We start from the raw sequence: 19,133 nt of genomic DNA on the forward strand, positions 1-19,133 counted from the left end.
TTGAGAGGCATACCTTGGCATTCGACCTGATAATGGGTTCGGCTTATGCTGGAGAATTCCGATGTTGATGCAGCCCTCAAACTCTTACGACTGGGACCTCTCTGACCTCTCTGACCGCTCTGTTGGTCATAGTCAATCGACCAAAAAAGTAAAAAGATTCAATTTACTAAATTGGATAGACAGTGCTTTGCAATTTGCATGCCCATGGCCAGCTCATAGTGGATGCAGCTCGGTAAGCCATCATAGGCACACCTATCCAAGCGCGACGCGTTCTGGCCGCGATTTAGGTGAGGCATTGTAAAAATGAGTGAGTTGGCCATGTTAAGCGCGCCGCAAGACGAGCTAAGGCCAGTTCTACGGGAGCGGGGTCAAAGAGAAGTCTTTTGTGGGCTAACCGGAATCGTTTGGTTGCACAGAAAAATTCAAGATGCATTTTTTCTAGTCGTCGGTTCAAGAACTTGTGCACACCTGATTCAGTCGGCTGCTGGGGTTATGGTGTTTGCTGAACCCCGCTTTGCTACCGCCATTATGGAAGAGCGTGATTTGGCCGGCTTAGCAGATGCCAATGAAGAATTGGACCGCGTTGTAGACCGGCTGTTAGACCGCCGACCCGACATTAAATTGTTGTTTTTGGTGGGGTCATGCCCTTCTGAAGTGATCAAGCTCGATTTATCGCGCGCGGCACAGCGCCTTTCTGTCAAGCACAGTCCAAAGGTTCGTATCCTCAATTATTCGGGTAGTGGTATTGAAGCCACTTTTACCCAAGGCGAAGATGCGTGCTTGGTGGCCATGTTGCCTGAAGCGCCACCGTCAGCACCGGATGGGGAAGCCTCACTTTTGGTGGTCGGCACGCTGCCAGATATTGTCGAAGACCAGTTCAACCGCCTATTTGAGGCGCTTGGCATTTGCCCCGTACAGTTTTTCCCACCACGCCAGTCCTCCAAAATGCCTAGCATTGGGCCCAATACCAAATTTTTGTTGGCGCAGCCTTTTTTGGGTGAGACCGCACGCAGCTTGATCGAACGGGGCGCACATCATTTGCCTGCCCTTTTCCCCTTTGGCGCGGAGGGTACGACCCATTGGCTGAAAGCCGCAGCAGATGCTTGGAAGATACCAGAAATGCAGTTTCGCGCTGTGATCGCACCGGGGCGTGAACGCGCTAAACGAGCATTGGAAGCACAGAAAGTTCATTTGGCTGGCAAAAGTATCTTTTTCTTTCCGGATTCTCAGTTGGAGCCAAGCTTAGCGCGCTTTTTGGCAGAAGAGCTTGATATGAAATTGGTAGAGGTAGGAACGCCTTATCTCAACCGCCAGCTATTAAGTGCTGAATTGGAGCATTTGCCCAAGGATGTGACGCTGAGCGAAGGACAAGATGTTGATCGTCAATTGGACCGTTGCCGCGCCGCGCGCCCTGATTTGGTGGTCTGTGGTCTGGGTTTAGCCAATCCTTTGGAAATGGAAGGACTTTCGACAAAATGGTCGATTGAGCTCGTTTTTTCCCCCGTCCACGGATTTGATTGTGCTGGCGATTTAGCCAATCTCTTCGCCCGGCCCTTATTTCGTCGTTCAGTTCTAAAGGTTTAGTGCGATGCAATTGACTGTCTGGACTTATGAAGGACCACCCCATGTCGGGGCCATGCGGATTGCTACTGCGATGAAGGGCGTTCACTTTGTATTGCACGCCCCTCAAGGCGATACTTATGCCGACCTGTTATTCACGATGATTGAGCGGCGCGGCGAACGTCCGCCCGTCACTTTTACGACATTCCAAGCCCGGGATTTGGGCACAGATACGGCAGAGATCTTCAAGACCGCTGCCTCTGACGCTTTTGCACGCTTTGCCCCTGAAGTGATGTTGGTTGGGGCCTCTTGCACGGCTGAGCTGATCCAAGATGATCCAGGCGGTTTGGCGCGCGCGCTTAATCTGCCGGTCCCGATCATTGCGCTGGAATTGCCTTCTTATCAGAAGAAGGAAAACTGGGGTGCTTCAGAAACCTTCTATCAATTGGTGCGTACGCTGGCGACAGCGCCAGCACAGCCAAAGGCCAAAGCCGCCAGCCCAAGCTGCAATATTTTAGGGGCTACGGCTTTGGGGTTCCGGCACCGCGATGATGTGATTGAAATCACAAAGCTTCTCGACCAATTGGGAATTGATGTGAATGTCGCGGCCCCCATGGGTGCCACGGTAGAGGATATCCGCCGCCTGCCTGAGGCTGATTTTAATGTGGTCTTATACCCTGAGATTGCCGATAGCGCGGCGCGTTGGCTTGAAAAGCAATATGGCCAAAAAGCTGTGCACACCATTCCTATGGGTTTTCAAGCCACGTGCGATTTTATCGAAGAAGTGGCCGCATTAGCTGGCGTGGACCCCACGTCTGTTTTAACCCAACATGGCTCGCGCATGCCTTGGTGGGCGCGCTCGGTTGATTCTAATTATCTGACCGGAAAGCGGGTTTTTGTGTTTGGTGATGCCTCCCATGCAATCGCCGCAGCGCGAGTTGCCAAGGAAGAGATGGGCTTTGAGGTTGTGGGCCTTGGCTGTTACAACCGCGAATTCGCCCGTGAAATGCGCGCAGCAGCTGCCAATTATGGGCTCGAAGCCTTAATCACGGATGATTATCTTATGGTAGAACAAACCATAGCGACGCTGCAGCCCGAACTTGTTTTGGGAACCCAAATGGAACGCCATATCGCTAAACGCCTTGGCGTGCCATGTGCTGTGATCTCTGCCCCCGTCCATGTTCAAGATTTTCCAGCGCGCTATGCCCCTGTCATGGGCTTTGAAGGGGCCAATGTGTTGTTTGATACCTGGGTCCACCCCCTGGTAATGGGTTTGGAGGAGCATCTGTTGACGATGTTCCGCGATGATTTTGAATTCAATGATGCGGCGGGTCCGTCCCATTTGGGCAGCAAAGGCCACGCCCCATCGGCCCAAACCCGTCAGAGCGAGTCCGAAACTCTGATCAGCGTTGCACCAGCTATGGCCGCCCAAGAGCCAAGCGACACCCTAAGCGGTTTGATCTGGTCGCCTGAGGCCAGCAAGGAATTGTCCAAAATACCCTTTTTTGTGCGCGGTAAAGCTAAGCGCAATACCGAACGTTACGCATCGGAGCAGGGACTAGAAATCATTAGTATCGAGGCTCTTTATGATGCCAAAAGCCACTTCGCACGATAAGGAAAGCCTCCATATGGCTGCCGTCTCGCCAAGTGCTTCGGTGCGCGTGGTCATCATCACGCTTGATAGCCATTTGCGGACTTTGGCGCAAAAAGCTTCCCACGAATTGGCGAAAGAAAATCCAGGCATCAGCATTGTTTTGCATGCCGCAACCGACTGGGCTGATCGGCCGGGATCACTAGAATCATGCCTCGCCGACATCGCGACTGGCGATATTATCCTCGTCACCATGATGTTTTTGGACGAGCATATTCAGGCAGTTTTACCAGCCTTGGCGGCACGCCGCGATCATTGTGACGCCATGATTGGCATCATGGCAGCCAGTGAAATCGTGAAGCTTACCAAACTTGGTGCTTTTGCCATGGATGGTTCAGATAAGGGTCCATTGGCCATGCTCAAGCGGATGCGTGGCACCAAGGCCAAATCAGGTAGTTCAGGTGCGGGCCAAATGGCGATGTTGCGCCGTCTACCAAAACTATTGAAATATATTCCAGGTCCTGCTCAAGATTTGCGGCATTATTTTTTGACCATGCAATATTGGATGTCGGGCTCGCAAGAGAATATCGTCGCTATGGTGCGTAATCTGATTGATCGATATGCCAATGGTGCGCGCAAGTCACTTGGTGGGAAGATGGCGGCACCACCACCGGTTGATTATCCAGAAGTGGGTCTGTTTCACCCCCGCGCAAGAACACCGATTTTTGAAGCATTAGACGCGCTGCCCAAGCTCGCTGGTGACATTAAAGGCCGTGTCGGTGTTTTGCTGTTGCGCTCTTACATCTTGTCAGATGATGCGGGCCATTATGCTGGCGTGATTGAAGCTTTGGAGCAAAGTGGCCTACAAGCTATTCCTGCTTTTGCAAGTGGTTTAGACTCGCGACCTGCCATCGAGAAATACTTTATGGAAGATGGTCTTGTCACGGTGGATGCGGTGGTGTCTTTGACAGGCTTTTCCTTAGTGGGTGGGCCCGCTTACAATGATGCAGAAGCCGCCGAAACTATTCTAAGTACCTTGGATGTCCCTTATGTTTCAGCCCAACCCCTAGAGTTTCAGACCTTGCAAGGCTGGGGTGGATCGCACATGGGCCTCAATCCGATTGAATCGACGATTATGGTGGCGATTCCTGAATTAGACGGTGCGACAGGCCCAATTGTCTATGGCGGTCGCTCAGACGGTTCGGGTCAGGCCTGTCACGGGTGTAGCCGAGGATGCACGTTCGGCGAAGAAGTTGGGCCGCCCCGAATGCGCGCATGTCCCGAACGCGCCGCTACATTGGCCGATCGGGTGGCAAAGCTGGTTTATCTGCGCCGCACACAACGCAATAAGCGTAAGCTTGCACTGGTTCTTTTCAATTTCCCGCCCAATTCTGGTTCTGTAGGTTCGGCGGCATATTTATCGGTTTTTGCATCCTTATTCAACACCTTAACAACTCTAAAAGCCCAAGGATATGATGTCACTGTTCCTGCAGATGTGGATGCACTGCGCGATCAGCTTTTGATAGGCAATTCGGCGCGCTATGGCACCGATGCCAATGTTCATGCTGTGGTCAGCGTTGATGATCACATTCGCCGCGAACGCCATTTAGGAGCGATTGAAACGCAATGGGGTCCAGCTCCTGGGCGGCAATTGAGTGATGGGCGCTCCATCTTTGTTTTGGGTGCACAGTTTGGCAGCGTATTTGTTGGATTGCAACCGGGCTTTGGCTTTGAAGGCGATCCGATGCGCCTGCTATTTGAAGCTGGCTTTGCGCCCACGCATGCCTTTTCTGCCTTTTACCGCTATGTGCGCGAAGATTTTGGTGCCTCTGCTATTGTTCATTTTGGCACCCATGGTGCGTTGGAGTTTATGCCAGGAAAGCAAGTGGGCTTGACCGGGGATTGCTGGCCAGAGCGTTTGATTGGTGTGACGCCGAATTTTTATCTCTATGCTGCCAATAATCCTTCAGAAGGGGCTTTAGCGAAACGGCGTGGTGGGGCAACCTTGATCAGCTATCTGACCCCGCCAATCGTGCAAGCAGGCCTTTACAAAGACCTCCAAGACCTCCGCGAAAGTGTAGCCCGCTGGCAGGCATATGAAGCGGGCGAAGCGGCAGAACGCGATAGCATAGCAGCTCTGATCCAAGCTCAAGCCGCTGCAATGGATTTGGCCCCTCAGTCTCCTTCTTGGGTTGGGCCCTGCGATGATGAAATCGCAACCTTAAAAGCGCGCATGGATGAGTTGAGCGACGCTTTGATCCCCGATGGCTTGCACATTATCGGCCAAGCACCTAGTGCCGCCGAACGCGTCGACCTATTGATGGCCATGGCCAATGGGTATGCAGATAATGGATTTTCGCGCCCGCTGATTGAAGCTTTGGTGCAAGGTGCCACCCCCATAGAAGCGCTGGCCGCTTGTTCATTAAAGCCAAACAGCGACTTAGTTGAGCGCTTAGAAGCGCTGGTGAAAAGCAATGAGATGTTAGCCCAAGATCATGAACTCAAAGCCTTGGTTCATGCTTTGGATGGTGGTTATATCCATCCAGCTCCCGGGGGTGACTTAGTTCGTACGCCTGCTGTTTTGCCTACTGGGCGCAATATGCATGGCTTTGACCCGTTTCGCTTGCCCAGCGCCTTTGCGACCCATGACGGTGCCCGCCAGGCGCGCCGCCTCCTAGACCGCCACATGGACGAAACCGGTGCTTATCCAGAATCGATCGCCATGGTGCTGTGGGGTTCAGACAACCTTAAAAGCGAAGGTTGCACGATTTCCCAAGCGTTGCACCTGATGGGCACACGACCCAGATTTGATAGCTATGGCCGCCTATGTGGTGCTGAATTGATCCCTCTGGAGGAGTTGGGTCGACCACGCATTGATGTAGTGATGACCTTATCGGGCATTTTCCGGGATCTTTTGGCCTTACAAACCCGCATGTTGGCCGAAGCCGCATGGCTTGGTGCCAGCGCGGACGAGCCCGAAGACATGAACTTTATTCGCAAGCACGCTTTGGCTGAACAGGCTCGGTCGGGATGTGACTTAGAAACGGCTGCTTTGCGCGTCTTTACCAATGCCGATGGTGCTTATGGGGCCAATGTCAATCAAATGATCGATGCAAGTTGTTGGTCGGATGAGAATGAATTGGCCGAAGCCTACCAATCGCGCAAATGCTTTGCTTATGGCCGTAAAGGGCCACCCATGCGCCAATCGGCGGTTCTAAGCGGTATTTTAAAGACGGTTGAACTGACTTATCAAGGCTTGGATTCGGTGGAATTGGGCGTCACCACGATTGACCATTATGTCGATACATTGGGTGGCATTACCAAGGCAGTCAAACGCGCCCGTGGAATGGATGTCCCGGTTTATATTTCTGACCAGACCCAAGGCGAAGGCAAAATCCGCACCTTGGCTGAACAAGTGACATTTGAAACCCACACCCGCATGCTCAATCCACGTTGGTATGAGGGGCTGTTGTCCCACGGTTATGAAGGCGTGCGTCAGATCGAAGCACAAGTAACCAATACAATGGGCTGGTCGGCCACAACTGGCCAGGTTCAGCCTTGGGTCTATCAAAAAATCAGCGAAACCTATGTGCTGGACCATGCGATGCGCACCCGCATGGCAAGCCTTAATCCCAAGGCGTCGGCCCGTATGGCCAACCGCCTGTTAGAAGCGCACGCTCGCAATTATTGGCAGCCCGATAGCGCAACACTAGAAGCGCTACGCCATGCCAGTGATGAATTAGAAGACAATTTGGAAGGCATCGCAGCCGCCGCTGCCTGACCTAGGAGAACGTCCCATGACCCTGTTGGAATTACCACGCGGCCTGAAACCAAGAGCAACACCGATAACGCGCGCGCCCTCCCTGCGGGGTGATGGGGAAGGCAGTGTTCAGGTGGAACTTGATCCTAATGTGCAGATCGGCAAAGCAAAGGTGTTCGCCATTTACGGTAAGGGCGGCATCGGTAAAAGCACCACTTCGTCCAATCTTTCAGCTGCTTTTTCGAAATTGGGCAAGCGTGTGTTGCAAATTGGCTGCGACCCCAAGCATGACAGCACTTTTACCTTAACCAAGCGCTTGGTCCCCACCGTGATTGACGTGTTGGAGAGCGTGGATTTCCATAGTGAAGAATTGCGCCCAGAAGATTATGTCTATGAAGGTTATAATGGGGTGATGTGCGTGGAGGCTGGTGGTCCGCCCGCAGGCACCGGCTGTGGCGGCTATGTGGTCGGCCAAACGGTCAAGCTCCTCAAAGAACATCATTTGCTGGAAGATACCGATGTGGTGATTTTTGATGTACTGGGCGATGTCGTCTGTGGGGGCTTTGCCGCGCCCTTGCAACATGCCGAACGCGCCTTGATCGTCACGGCCAATGACTTTGACTCGATCTTTGCGATGAATCGCATTCTGGCCGCGATCAAGGCCAAGTCTAAGAATTACGACGTGCGCTTAGGCGGCGTGATCGCCAACCGCAGCAAAAATACGGATGAAATCGATCGGTTCAACGCGGCATGCGGGCTTGAGCGGGTAGCCCATTTCCCAGATCTCGATGTCATTCGTCGCTCGCGTCTAAAAAAATCGACCTTGTTTGAAATGGAGCCTTCACCGGAACTGGAGGCCGTTCAGCAAGAATATATGCGCTTGGCGGCTTCGCTGTGGGTTGGCACCAAGGAGCTTGAAGCCGAGCCGATGAAAGATCGGGACATTTTTGATTTTCTTGGCTTTGATTAAGGAGGGTGAGCGTATGTTTTCCACCACCTATGTTGAGAGACGTCAGCGTCTTGAGACTTATTTTGACAAAACCGCTTCTGATACCTGGGCGCAACTGACTTCAACCGCGCCGGTTAGTCGCATTCGGGCCACGGTTCGCGCAGGGCGCGACCAAATGCGTGAGATTTTAGTGTCTTGGTTGCCGCAAAATCTGCAAGCCAAACGCGTCATGGACGCCGGTTGTGGAACGGGTGCTTTAGCCGTTCTTGCCGCGCACCGGGGTGCTGAAGTTGTGGCGGTTGATGTGGCCGCTAGCCTTGTTGGCGTCGCAGGTGAGCGGGCACCTGTTGACCCTGCGCCTGGCACTATTGATTTTCGGGTCGGCGATATGCTTGCCAATGAGTATGGCCAGTTTGACCATGTGGTTTGTATGGATTCCCTGATCCATTATCCCCGCGCGGAGATTGTCACAGCGCTTGCGGCCTTGGCCAGGCGGACTAAGCAATCCATCGTCTTCACTTTTGCACCTAAAACACCGCTCCTAACCTTGATGCACACAATTGGGCTTTTGTTTCCCCGCTCGGATCGCGCGCCCGCGATTGAGCCTGTCAGTGAAACATTTTTGCGCCGCGCGCTGGGATCGGATCCGCGTCTAGCTGGCTGGAAGATTGGCCGAAGTGCGCGTGTGGTTAGCGGATTTTATACCTCCCAAGCCATGGAGCTTGTTGCCCAATGACGGACATGCACCTGCATCATTTGCATCCCGATTTTTGGATGCCCGCATGGCCTGAATTGTTGAAGCGCCGGTGCCATGTGACAACTTGCACTATCGACATTGAGCATAGTGAAGATAGCTTGCATGCCCATGTTAGTCTTGATGATGGATCTATTCTGGGCCCAGGCGACAAAATGTTGGTACAAGGTCCGCCCATTCGTCTTAGTTTTGGCGAAAAATGCACCATTTCAAGGCCCGTATCAATCGAGCGTGCTTTCCCGCTAGAACGACTTTGGATCCAATTGACCTCATACTTTGAACTCAGTGAACTTTATGACGTCAGCTTCACCTCAGGGAGACTGCCATGAACGCTACAACCTTCACCACCGACTATCTTGACACCACCAGTCTCGCCAACACTGACACATTGTTGAGCCCGCGTTTCTATACGACAGATTATGCTGAGATGGACAAAATTGATATTAGTTCTGTGCGCGCTGAATGGGACCAGATGCTCAGTGCGATGGCAGCCGATCCCCGCCGTGGCCATTTTAAGCGCGATGGTTCGTTCGATAATCGTTTAGAAGATCTGGACCCAGAATTACGACGCGAATTTGTCGATTTTTTGGTCAGCTCGATCACGTCAGAATTTTCAGGTTGTGTGCTTTATGCGGAGATAGTTAAGCGAGTCACCAATCCCGACATCAAGGCCTTGTTTAAGTATATGGCGCGCGATGAATCTCGCCATGCCGGCTTTATCAATGAAACACTTAAAGATTTCGGTATTGGGGTTGATCTTGGATTTTTAACTAAGACCAAAAAATATACATTCTTTAAGCCGAAATTTATCTTCTATGCAGTCTATCTATCAGAAAAAATTGGCTATGCCCGTTACATTACGATCTTTCGGCAGCTGGAGCGTCATCCTGAGCATAAATTTCACCCAATATTCAATTGGTTCAAGGAATGGTGCAATGATGAGTTTAGCCATGGAGAGGCATTTGCCTTGATTTTGCGCTCCAACCCGCACTTGCTGGAAGGGGCTAATAAATGGTGGATCCGCTTCTTCATCCTATCGGTATATGCCACAATGTATGTGCGCGATCATGCCCGCCCAGCTTTTCACAAGGCCCTAGGTGTGAACCCTACCGATTATGATTATCAGGTTTTTGCGCTCACGACTGAAATCTCAAAACAAGTATTTCCAGTCACACTCGACACCGATAATCCCAAGTTGCGCGCAGGGTTTGAACGGCTTCGCATGCTCTCCAACGCAATGGACGATGCAAAGGCTGCAGGTGGGTGGATAAATAAGTTCAGAAGAATAAGTTTAGGGCTGCAGATTGGGGCAACTTTTCTTAGTCTTTATCTGCTACCAACCCAGTCGAATACTTTGCCCAGCACAGTGCGGCTGCAACCAATTTGGTAAGTAGCTTGTTATTAGGATATCAAACGGTCAATTGGGCTACTCAGGGCCAAAAGGCTGGAGAAAAGGACAATACCATGGACTACCAAGCCTATTTTAAAAGCCAGCTAGACGCCCTTAAACAAGAAGGCCGGTACCGGGTGTTTGCTGATTTAGAGCGCCATGCCGGGCACTTCCCCCGTGCCTCTCGCCATAATGATGGTGGCGTTCAAGAAGTGACGGTTTGGTGTTCTAATGATTATTTGGGTATGGGTCAAAATCCAAAGGTTTTGGCAGCGATGCACGAAGCAATCAACCGTTGCGGTGCTGGTGCTGGTGGAACACGTAATATATCAGGTACCAATCATTATCATGTCTTGCTTGAGCAAGAGCTTGCTGATCTACATGCTAAAGAAGCCGCTTTGTTGTTTACGTCAGGATATGTCTCCAATTGGGCGGCGCTGAGTACTTTAGCCAGCAAAATCCCAAATTGTATTGTTGTCTCTGATGAAGGCAATCATGCTTCAATGATTGAAGGTATCCGCCATAGCCGTGCCGAGGTCCGCATTTTCAAACACAATGATCCCGTTGATCTTGAGCGAATTTTGTCAGAGCTGCCCTTGGATCAGCCTAAATTGGTGGCATTTGAATCTGTCTATTCGATGGATGGCGACATCGCTCCGATCGCGGCCATTTGTGATATTGCCGACAGATATGGCGCGATGACTTATCTTGATGAAGTACACGGCGTTGGCCTTTATGGCCCGCGTGGCGGCGGTGTGGCAGAGCGCGAAGGCCTGATGCATCGCTTAACCGTCATTGAAGGCACATTGGGTAAGGCTTTTGGTGTTTTTGGAGGCTATGTTGCGGCTTCAACCGCTTTATGTGACTTTATCCGCAGCTTTGCTTCGGGCTTTATTTTTACCACCGCCTTACCCCCCGCGGTTGCGGCGGGTGCTTGCGCCAGCATTCGGCATTTGAAGGCAAGCTCTCAAGAGCGGGAACGTCATCAAGACCGCGTGGCCCAGACGCGCCGCCGCCTAGAGGCCGCCGGTATTCCTTGTATGGCAAACGATAGCCACATCATCCCCGTGATGGTTGGAGATCCGGTTAAATGCAAAATGATCAGTGATTGGCTGCTTGAGCGATCGGGCATTTACATTCAGCCGATCAATTACCCAACTGTTCCACGAGGTACAGAGAGATTGCGTATTACGCCATCGCCCTTGCACACCAATGCCGATATTGAACACTTGGTCACCGCATTGTCAGATCTTTGGCAACAATGCGCTTTGGCCCGGATTTCAGCCGCAGCCTAGGGTAAATCGACAAAACCAAATCATTTGAGACCCTTCTTATAGAAGAGGCTTCAACAGTTTGAAAAAATCCTTAAGGATGATTGGCGTGTTTCAAATTGGTACTCGATGAGCCAAACTGGCCCTCTTGGGGCTTAATCGAAGGAAATGTGGTGCGTCATCGGCATGTAAAAAGCCAGATAGGTAAATGCCTTAACTCTGGCGTCCTAACCTAATTCCCCCGCCCAAATATGCAGCACGCCCATGGACCCAATTGATCGCCTTCGACATCGCCAAAAGCAGCGAGTAAGCGTCTGCCTTCTAGAAGATTGTGATCAAGGTCACACAAATGATATGGCTGTGAGCCAAAATTAATGCTTACAAGGCCATACTCGCCGCGCTTAAACACGAACACATCGGGATGTTCAGGAGCGATATCTTCATACGCCCCAAAAATCCAGGTAGCGGGGTCAGCTTCGCGCAGCTTTAGCGCGAACCGATAAAACGACCAGACAGAATTGGGGTCAGCCATTTGGGTCGCAAGGTCGACCCCACCTTTGTTTAGGGTTGGTTTAAGCCATGGTGTGCCAGTCGTAAAGCCACCAAGTGGCGTCCAGGGATAAGGTGTTCGCGCATGGTCACGCGTCATTGCGGCGGCTTTGGCTAGGGCTTGGGCTTCAGTGCCACCCACCTCAAGCTCCAATCGATAAGTGGTTTTCGCCCACACATCGTTTAGATCTTCAAAGCTGGTGATGATAGTATCGCCCAGCCCAAGCTCATCGCCCTGGTAAATAAAAGGGGTAGCGCGCTGCAAAAGATAGGCCGCCGCCAGAGCTTTCGCCACTTGACCATCATTTACGTTTTGATCACCAAAACGGGAAATTAGTCTGCGAAGATCATGATTACCCAGCACACAAGTGTTCCAGCCACGGGGTCCTATAGCTTGATCCCAACGCGAAAACACAGATTTAAACCAAACTCGGTCCCATGGTTGATTGGCGCGCTGAGGTGGATCAACAAAATCAAAGTGGTAGATCATATCGAGCATTGGATCTGCAGGATCAACCAATTGGGCAGCACGCACCGGATTAAGTCCGGGCCCTTCACCAATCGCGACACAATCGTAATGATCAAAAACTTCCCTGCGCATCTCGCGTAGCCACGGATGCAGGTTCGGTCCAATTGCCAAAGCCTTATAGAGTGGCCCCGGACTTGGGTCAGCGACATCAGGCAAGCCAGCGGGCTTTGAAATAACGGTCACAACATCCAAGCGAAAACCTGAAACACCTTTGGTGAGCCAAAACCTCATCGCTTCATAAATGTGCTGACGTACGGTTGGATTATCCCAATTAAGATCAGCTTGAGTTTTGTCAAACAAATGCAGATAATAGGCGCCGTCTGGAACCTGGGACCAAGCAGGGCCACCAAAAATCGAGTGCCAATTGTTGGGCTTTTCGCGCCAATGGTAAAAATCGCGATAGGGGCTCGTGGGGTCGCGGGCGGCAGCCACAAACCAAGGATGCTCTATGGAGGTATGGTTGAGCGCAATGTCTAAAACTATCTTCAAATCGAGCAGAGCGGCCTGCGCCAAGAGGGCCTCAAAATCTGCCATTGTGCCAAAGCGGGGATCAATCCGGCAATAATCGGCCATATCATAACCATTATCGGCCATGGGGGAGAAGAAAATAGGAGATAACCAGACAATTCCCGCGCCTAACGCTTTAAGCGCGGTGAGGCCTTGAGTGATGCCCACTAAATCACCAACACCATCCCCATTGGTATCGAGAAAGGATCGAGGATAGATTTGATAGACGGGGCGGCGCTTCCACCAATCACGGTCAATAGGTGTGGCTTTAGCGTCCATTTAATCCCCGCTATATGCCTTTAAAAGCACATAATAAGCCCCACTACCGCCATGCTTGGGATGTGCGGAGGCAAAGCCAGAGACATGCTGGCGTATCATGGGACCTGCCAGCCATTCAGGCAAGCGCCGCCGAATAACCCCTAGCTTAGGCATCAGGTCATTATCGCCTTGCTGCGCGATCTTGCCTTTTCCCGTTATCACCAAAACGCACCTTGCCCCATCTTGACGCATACGCACCAGAAAGTTCGTCAATTCGATTTGGGCCTCAGCTTGGCGAAAGCCATGCAAATCGATTCTACCATCAATATGGAGCTGGCCACGGCGGATTTTGCGGTGCCCAGTTGCATCGGCAATGTTATGATCCACCAGCCTTTGAGGCGAAGCAGGCGCACGAGCTGGGACCTGTTGGGCAGGTGTATGCTTACGAACCAAGCGGGGCGTTGTGGGTTCCTTTTGGTGAATCATGGTCCTGGGGTGAGACCCTACAATCGGCTGGGGGTTGCTTGGCAGGATAACCATTTCGGCCAATGCCCGATAAGCGCGGGTTGTGCGTGCCACCTTGTTCCAAAGTATCGCCTCTTCAGGCTTAAGGTCGCGTCGATGGCTCATGATGGGGGTGCCACTGTTAGGGGGCTTGGAGTTAGTCCACGCGGCAGTAAAACCCAAAACCGAACGTCATGATTGATCCGGCCTGCACTTAATCCCGCCTCTGGCCCGGTTCCCCAATAAAGATCTCCGCGTATAGGACCCTTGATCGCACCCCCTGTATCTTGAGCAATCACAAGCCGTCGGAGGGTTGCATCAGCAGATAAAGTTACCCTTGGCGCGTCGGCGGCAAGAAAAATGGGCACTCCATAGGCATGATAAGTGGGGTCAATTGCGACTGAGCCACCAGGTTCTAGGGGCACTTGTTGTGCGCCTTTAGGTCCGTCACTAGGGTCACGGATCGGCTCCAGCTTAAAGAAAACAGTGCGGGGGTTTGCATTTAATACTTCACGAGCGACCTTTGGATCTGCGGATTTAAACCAAGTTTTGATCGCATCCATCGAGGCGCCACCAGGGGCAAGTATCCCACGCCTTATCAATTCTTGTGCATTAGAGCCAAAGCGATGGCCATTATGGGCCGCAAAAGCCGCGCGCATTTGTAACCCATCCTGAAATTGCAATCGGCCGGAGCCTTGAACTTGGAGCGATAAAACCTCCGCAGGTTCTCCCCATGCTAAAACAGGCGCAGTCGCCTCCGTGATCTGTGCACGGGAATAATAAGGTACCACCATGCCTTTATCGAGTCTTGCCACGATAGTTCTGTTGCGCAGAGAGGGATCAAACTTGCCTAAATCAATCTCGATTAAGTCACTGGGCCTGGCTTGAATGGGCTCTGAATAAACTGGTGTTTTAGCCCAAGAGACCGTCATGATCGGCTCATAATAGCCCGTAAGTCGGCCAATTTGGGTGCTTTTGGTTTCCACACGCCAGGCTTGAAAGCTGTTTTCCCAGAATGTGCGATCATCTATGCTTGAATCTTGGGCTAAGCTGCAAGCTTGCAGCCAATCACCAACCCGGCCACTATAGGCCACAGCGCTCGACAACATGTCTTGTATGGGTCTTTGCTGCATGATGGTGCACGAGCGCAAAAAAGCACGACGTGCTGCCGCCACATCCGTGGTTGACCAGTCGGGAAGAGTTTCAAAACTTGCGGCGGAAAAGGTCAGCGGGTCCAGATCAGCAGCACCAGGGACAGGCCCAACGGGCAAGGCGGAAATTGGTGCAGGAAGTCTTGGTCTGATTGGCGGTTTGACTTCAACGGGCGTCGCTTGCTTCTCAGGCAGAATTTGTGGCGGACCTGACTGAGCCTTAGATGAATCAATCGAGTTTGATGGCGTCGCCACGGTCGCACAAGCACTCACCGCGAGCATAGCAAGTAGGGCATAAGCCGCTTTTGGCATTTTATGCAGTCCGAACGGCACTCAGTAGCCAATTGGGATCACGCGCGTCTACCGATTTTTCAAACGTCCAGATTTCATCTGCTGCGCGTAGACCGTCACCACCATCGGCAAGATCGGATGAAAATGCGACATCAATGCGGGCGATTTTCCCGTCGAGCTCAGCATCAAGGATTTTGGAGTCACCTAAGCGGATCACCTCGATCTTAGGGGCGTTTGCGGCGCGTCGTTCATCCATTGCAACTTGATAAGCTGAAAAAACCTCCTGACTGAGCAAATCACGCAAAGTTTCCTCATCCCCTGATCCATAAGCTGTAACAATGATTTCATAAGCATTTCGGGCACCCGCCAAGAAGCTTGAAACATCAAACCCACGGACAGCAGACTGTATCGCTTTGAGACCTGCCTCAGTAGGGCCGTCATAGTCCCGAACAGGAAAGTCAGTAACTTTGGCTTCTTCATCGCCTATCGAACTTTCATCGACGCTTTGGGTAGCGGATTTTGACAAGCCAAAAGGAGGTGGCTGGCGCATTGGTGGTGGCTCTGCACCACGATTTTGTCCAAGTACCTGATATAGTCGGCCTAAAATGAGAGCGGCTACAACGGCAAAAAAGAGTATTTCCATGATGTTACAATCCAGTCCCGTATGGGTTTGGTATGACGTTTCGTCCCTATATAGAGCGCAATGAGGTGTAAGTCAGCCACTTGGTTGCCGAAAAGGGCTGTTGGTGCTAGCCCCTCAGCTTGTGGAGACAAAAAATGACAGATGAAACGGCACAAATGCCAGTTGAAAACGGTGCTTTAACTAATGGTTCCGACGCAACATCCCCAGCCATTCGGGTATTAGCTCAATATGTAAAGGATTTTTCGTTTGAAAATCCCCACGCGCCAAATTCATTGCGCGAAGGGAGCCAGCCTAAAATTGATCTTCAATTAGATGTGAGCGCACGTGCTATGGAAGAGGCTGGTGTATTTGAAGTTGATTTGAAGATTAATGCCCGTAGTGAACGCGACGGCCAATCTCAGTTTATCATTGAATTGGTCTATAGTGGCTTGTTCCAATTCGCCAATATTCCAGCTGATGCATTCGAACCCCTCCTGTTGGCCGAGTGCCCTAAGCTGTTATTCCCCTTTGCGCGTCATTTGATCGCCAACACCAGCCAAGCGGGTGGCTATCCGCCTTTAATGCTGGACCCAATGGACTTTGGGGCTCTCTATGCCAGTCAAAAACTAGAGAGCGCAAACGCCCAGCCTGCCTGATCAGGGGCATTTGCATTTCATTCAAAGGTCTAAGGATGTTGGACATGATTGTCTCTGAGACTGTGCATCAGTGATCATACCATAAAGAAGCTTTGGCACAGCCTCTGCCCAAATAGGGAGAGTTAAGTTGATTTGGCATTTTAATGCCCACTCTGTAGGCATAATGCCCGTGCTGCATGCTTCCAAACCTGAATTCAGGACATGGGTTAATGGGGGGCCATGTATGTTAAGTGGTTTGGTCTTAAACAGGTCAAAAACTGTCATGACTTCGTGACGATTTCATTGCTCTTTAGCGCGATCAATAGGTCCTCATCAACTAGCACCGCGCCCCTAAAAGGAACGCGGTGCTGCGTTGATTAAACCCTCACCGAATGTTGAGTGCTTTGTTTTTCATGTTCTTTGAATTTGTCTAAAATGGACTGGAGCTGCTTGATTATGTCAGTCATCGCGGCATCTGTTGACGAATCAAGCGTCGGTTGCACATTTTGATTGAAGCCTTGAAGAGAAAGTAAGGCGTTCATGGTGTCTTGGCCCATTTTGGGTTCAAAAGCTTCGTGTTCTTTGCTGGAGACCTGACCATCTCCATCCGTATCCATCGATGAAAACAGATCTTCTACAGTCATATCTATTTTTCCGTGCGCTGGGGGAGCTTTTTTTACCCCTTCTGAGCCACCAATCGCATCTGCATTGATAGCTTTAGCGCTATCATTAAGCGCTATTGCTGCTTTAAATTCGCTTAACGACAACTGGCCATCGCCATCGGTATCAGCTTTGGTGAAGAATTTTTGTCGTAATGCAGCCAGTGCAGTGGCGTCTGGCCGCTGCATTGGGTTTACACTCATCGATTGCATGTCACTCTCCTTTCAGACGTGCCTAGATCTTTCGCGTGATCCAGCACGGATTTGGCACCGATCAACATGTGCCAAAACTATTTTAAATCATGATGTTAGAACTTGCTTTTGGCACTTATGAGCCAAGGTCATTGCAACGATCGCTGCCCAATGGCTCTTTAGCCCAGGCGATGCGCCAAGGATGTGGGAAAATTGCCCTCACGATGGCTTTTGGTGATCGTATCGCTTTTGCAGAAATCCCATTCCCGTAGTTTAAGGGGAATAAGGATCCCAAATCATCAAAAATGTGATGGTTTAGGATACCTATTGCTTAAAATAAGCACATTTAAATTAACGAAATCATAATAAAAAAACGGTGCTATATATTAACTTATTGATTTATCTATATAAATAAGATACAACTCAAATGCATGAACCCTTATTCATACGATCCGTTTCAATGGCCTTATGGTTTGATGCCCAATGGCGGAGTGAATGGGCAGAAAGGTGAGGACAGAATAAAATCATCAGGCTTGAGATAATTTATCCTAAGCTCAGTTTATTTTGTGGTCGAGTGCAGTGCGGATAGCTTGTGCGATTTGGCTGGCAGCACGCGTGGGTAGCGTCCCATCACCTTGCACCCCTGTCTCCCCGGAGACAATCAGATCGGCACACGCTTTGCTGGGACCAATCCAGCGTTCATAGGCCGGGCGTACTGTTGATAGATATTGCGCAGCCACGCTTTCAGGCGTTCGCCCGCGCGTATGTATGTCACGTATAAAGCGACGCAGCAGGCGAATATCATCGGGTGTATCAATGAAAATCTTTAAATCACACAAATCAATAATCGACTTGTCACACAAGGTGTGGGTACCTTCTAGCAGGATGATATCACTCTTTGGTAATCTATGGGTCGCTTCAAGTCGCCCGTGAATGATGAAATCATAGATCGGCACTTCCACAATCTCATCGGCCTTAATAGCCTGAAGATGCGCGGCCAACAATGTATGATCGCGGGCTTCAGGGCTGTCAAAATTATAGGTTGCGGGGTCAAAGCCCGCTATGGTCCGGCTGTCTTTATAATAATCATCTTGCGCCAGAATATGCGCTTTCAAGGGGCGTAATAGCTCAACCAGTTGGAAAGCAGTTGTTGTCTTGCCTGAACCTGATCCCCCAGCAATGGCCACAAGAAAAGGCATGGATGAGCTGTTTTCAACTCAGTAGAACGGCTGTGCCGCTGGCCGCAACCATCATCATAGTTCCTTGTTGGACGCCACCTTCGAAATCTACGGAAACGCCAATAACCCCGTTTGCCCCTAAGGCTTTGGCTTCAAGGATCAGCTCATCAATGGCGGCTTGACGCGCTTCTCGCAGGGTCTGCTCGTATGCGCCACTGCGTCCACCGATCACATCACGAATGCCTGCAAACAGATCGCGAAACACATTGGCCCCTATTACCGCTTCACCTGCGACAATGCCAAGATACTGGACGACCTTTCGTCCTTCAACAATATCGGTGGTGGTTACAATCATAGTGCATCCTTTCTGAATGGCCAAAGCCCCTAATCCGCCGTTGGTTCTGTGAGTACTGCAGCAGGCATTGAGCCGACAAAATCTTGCACATTACAGCCATAGCCAGGCTTAAGCCTCGCTTCTGCTTGATCGAGGCCAGAGAAATTGACGATAACGCGCTCGTCGAGATAGACGATCTGGGCGCGGTCCATCTGGTTACCAATTTCAGCGCGACACGATTGCTCATCGCGGTTTTGCACATAAAGACAGCTACACATTTGATGTGCAATATAGCCTGCACCAATTTGACCATATTTGCGCGCTTGATAACCTATGACCATGACGATCGCAAAAATGGCGATTAAAAGGACGCCAATGATCGTGGAAAAAGAGGGCAGTTTGCGCACGAGCCACAGCACCTTATAAGAGGGTTGATCGGTTCAGCTTAA

Annotated in this window: 17 protein-coding genes; 9 read left to right on the forward strand and 8 right to left on the reverse strand. The window is 51.0% G+C overall.

Annotated features, from left to right (window positions below; genetic code table 11):
* Window positions 1-303 precede the first annotated feature (303 nt).
* The 8 genes from PsB1_RS04235 (at window position 304) to hemA (ending at window position 11,299) form a co-directional block, all read left to right on the forward strand.
* Window positions 304-1,584 carry a ferredoxin:protochlorophyllide reductase (ATP-dependent) subunit N gene (locus PsB1_RS04235; RefSeq protein WP_284359296.1) on the forward strand — a complete coding sequence of 427 codons (1,281 nt, stop codon included), beginning with the start codon at window positions 304-306 and terminating at the stop codon, window positions 1,582-1,584.
* Window positions 1,585-1,588: 4 nt separating this feature from the next.
* Entirely contained in the window at window positions 1,589-3,175 is a 1,587-nt protein-coding gene (bchB, locus tag PsB1_RS04240; RefSeq protein WP_284359298.1) for a ferredoxin:protochlorophyllide reductase (ATP-dependent) subunit B, read from the forward strand.
* The gene (locus PsB1_RS04245) at window positions 3,147-6,932 is read left to right on the forward strand and encodes a magnesium chelatase subunit H (RefSeq protein WP_284359299.1); all 3,786 of its coding nucleotides are present in this window, start codon (window positions 3,147-3,149) and stop codon (window positions 6,930-6,932) included. Before bchB ends, PsB1_RS04245 begins: the two co-directional genes overlap by 29 nt.
* Window positions 6,933-6,948: 16 nt before the next feature.
* Complete coding sequence (gene bchL, locus PsB1_RS04250; protein WP_284359300.1) at window positions 6,949-7,881, forward strand: ferredoxin:protochlorophyllide reductase (ATP-dependent) iron-sulfur ATP-binding protein; 933 nt, start codon at window positions 6,949-6,951, stop codon at window positions 7,879-7,881.
* Window positions 7,882-7,894: 13 nt separating this feature from the next.
* Window positions 7,895-8,596: a magnesium protoporphyrin IX methyltransferase gene (gene bchM, locus PsB1_RS04255; RefSeq protein WP_284359304.1), complete on the forward strand. Its 702-nt coding sequence runs from the start codon at window positions 7,895-7,897 to the stop codon at window positions 8,594-8,596.
* Window positions 8,593-8,943, forward strand: coding sequence for an O2-dependent cyclase accessory protein (locus tag PsB1_RS04260; protein ID WP_284359305.1), 351 nt, complete (start codon window positions 8,593-8,595; stop codon window positions 8,941-8,943). Before bchM ends, PsB1_RS04260 begins: the two co-directional genes overlap by 4 nt.
* Window positions 8,940-10,004 carry a magnesium-protoporphyrin IX monomethyl ester (oxidative) cyclase gene (gene acsF / locus PsB1_RS04265; RefSeq protein ID WP_284359306.1) on the forward strand — a complete coding sequence of 355 codons (1,065 nt, stop codon included), beginning with the start codon at window positions 8,940-8,942 and terminating at the stop codon, window positions 10,002-10,004. Before PsB1_RS04260 ends, acsF begins: the two co-directional genes overlap by 4 nt.
* Before the next feature lie 74 nt (window positions 10,005-10,078).
* Entirely contained in the window at window positions 10,079-11,299 is a 1,221-nt protein-coding gene (gene hemA / locus PsB1_RS04270; RefSeq protein WP_284359308.1) for a 5-aminolevulinate synthase, read from the forward strand.
* Between the two features lie 208 nt (window positions 11,300-11,507).
* On the opposite strand, the gene PsB1_RS04275 is transcribed toward hemA, so the two are convergent.
* The 4 genes from PsB1_RS04275 to PsB1_RS04290 are packed head-to-tail and all read right to left on the reverse strand — an operon-like array spanning window position 11,508 to window position 15,707.
* On the reverse strand, window positions 11,508-13,139 hold the full coding sequence (locus PsB1_RS04275; RefSeq protein ID WP_284359311.1) for an alpha-amylase family glycosyl hydrolase: 1,632 nt from the start codon (window positions 13,137-13,139) through the stop codon (window positions 11,508-11,510).
* The gene (locus PsB1_RS04280) at window positions 13,140-13,748 is read right to left on the reverse strand and encodes a Smr/MutS family protein (RefSeq protein WP_284359312.1); all 609 of its coding nucleotides are present in this window, start codon (window positions 13,746-13,748) and stop codon (window positions 13,140-13,142) included. It lies immediately after the preceding gene.
* Complete coding sequence (gene mltA / locus PsB1_RS04285) at window positions 13,745-15,085, reverse strand: murein transglycosylase A (protein ID WP_284359313.1); 1,341 nt, start codon at window positions 15,083-15,085, stop codon at window positions 13,745-13,747. Before mltA ends, PsB1_RS04280 begins: the two co-directional genes overlap by 4 nt.
* 1 nt (window position 15,086) lies before the next feature.
* The gene (locus PsB1_RS04290; RefSeq protein WP_284359315.1) at window positions 15,087-15,707 is read right to left on the reverse strand and encodes a Tim44/TimA family putative adaptor protein; all 621 of its coding nucleotides are present in this window, start codon (window positions 15,705-15,707) and stop codon (window positions 15,087-15,089) included.
* A gap of 134 nt (window positions 15,708-15,841) precedes the next feature.
* Between PsB1_RS04290 and secB the strand changes: the two genes are divergently transcribed.
* Window positions 15,842-16,342 carry a protein-export chaperone SecB gene (gene secB, locus PsB1_RS04295; protein WP_284359316.1) on the forward strand — a complete coding sequence of 167 codons (501 nt, stop codon included), beginning with the start codon at window positions 15,842-15,844 and terminating at the stop codon, window positions 16,340-16,342.
* A gap of 356 nt (window positions 16,343-16,698) precedes the next feature.
* On the opposite strand, the gene PsB1_RS04300 is transcribed toward secB, so the two are convergent.
* The 4 genes from PsB1_RS04300 to PsB1_RS04315 all read right to left on the reverse strand — a co-directional run bounded on the left by PsB1_RS04300 (window position 16,699) and on the right by PsB1_RS04315 (window position 19,091).
* A complete protein-coding gene (locus PsB1_RS04300) occupies window positions 16,699-17,193 on the reverse strand; it encodes an EF-hand domain-containing protein (RefSeq protein WP_284359317.1) in 495 nt (164 codons plus the stop codon).
* 533 nt (window positions 17,194-17,726) lie between these two features.
* Window positions 17,727-18,371, reverse strand: a complete 645-nt coding sequence (gene udk, locus PsB1_RS04305; RefSeq protein WP_284359318.1) for a uridine kinase — start codon at window positions 18,369-18,371, stop codon at window positions 17,727-17,729.
* Window positions 18,372-18,384: 13 nt separating this feature from the next.
* A complete protein-coding gene (locus tag PsB1_RS04310) occupies window positions 18,385-18,705 on the reverse strand; it encodes a heavy metal-binding domain-containing protein (RefSeq protein ID WP_284359319.1) in 321 nt (106 codons plus the stop codon).
* A gap of 29 nt (window positions 18,706-18,734) precedes the next feature.
* Window positions 18,735-19,091 carry a hypothetical protein gene (locus PsB1_RS04315; RefSeq protein WP_284359320.1) on the reverse strand — a complete coding sequence of 119 codons (357 nt, stop codon included), beginning with the start codon at window positions 19,089-19,091 and terminating at the stop codon, window positions 18,735-18,737.
* Window positions 19,092-19,133 lie beyond the last annotated feature (42 nt).

Source organism: Candidatus Phycosocius spiralis (assembly GCF_030158815.1).
In the GTDB taxonomy this organism is placed as follows: Bacteria; Pseudomonadota; Alphaproteobacteria; order Caulobacterales; family Aquidulcibacteraceae; genus Aquidulcibacter; species Aquidulcibacter spiralis.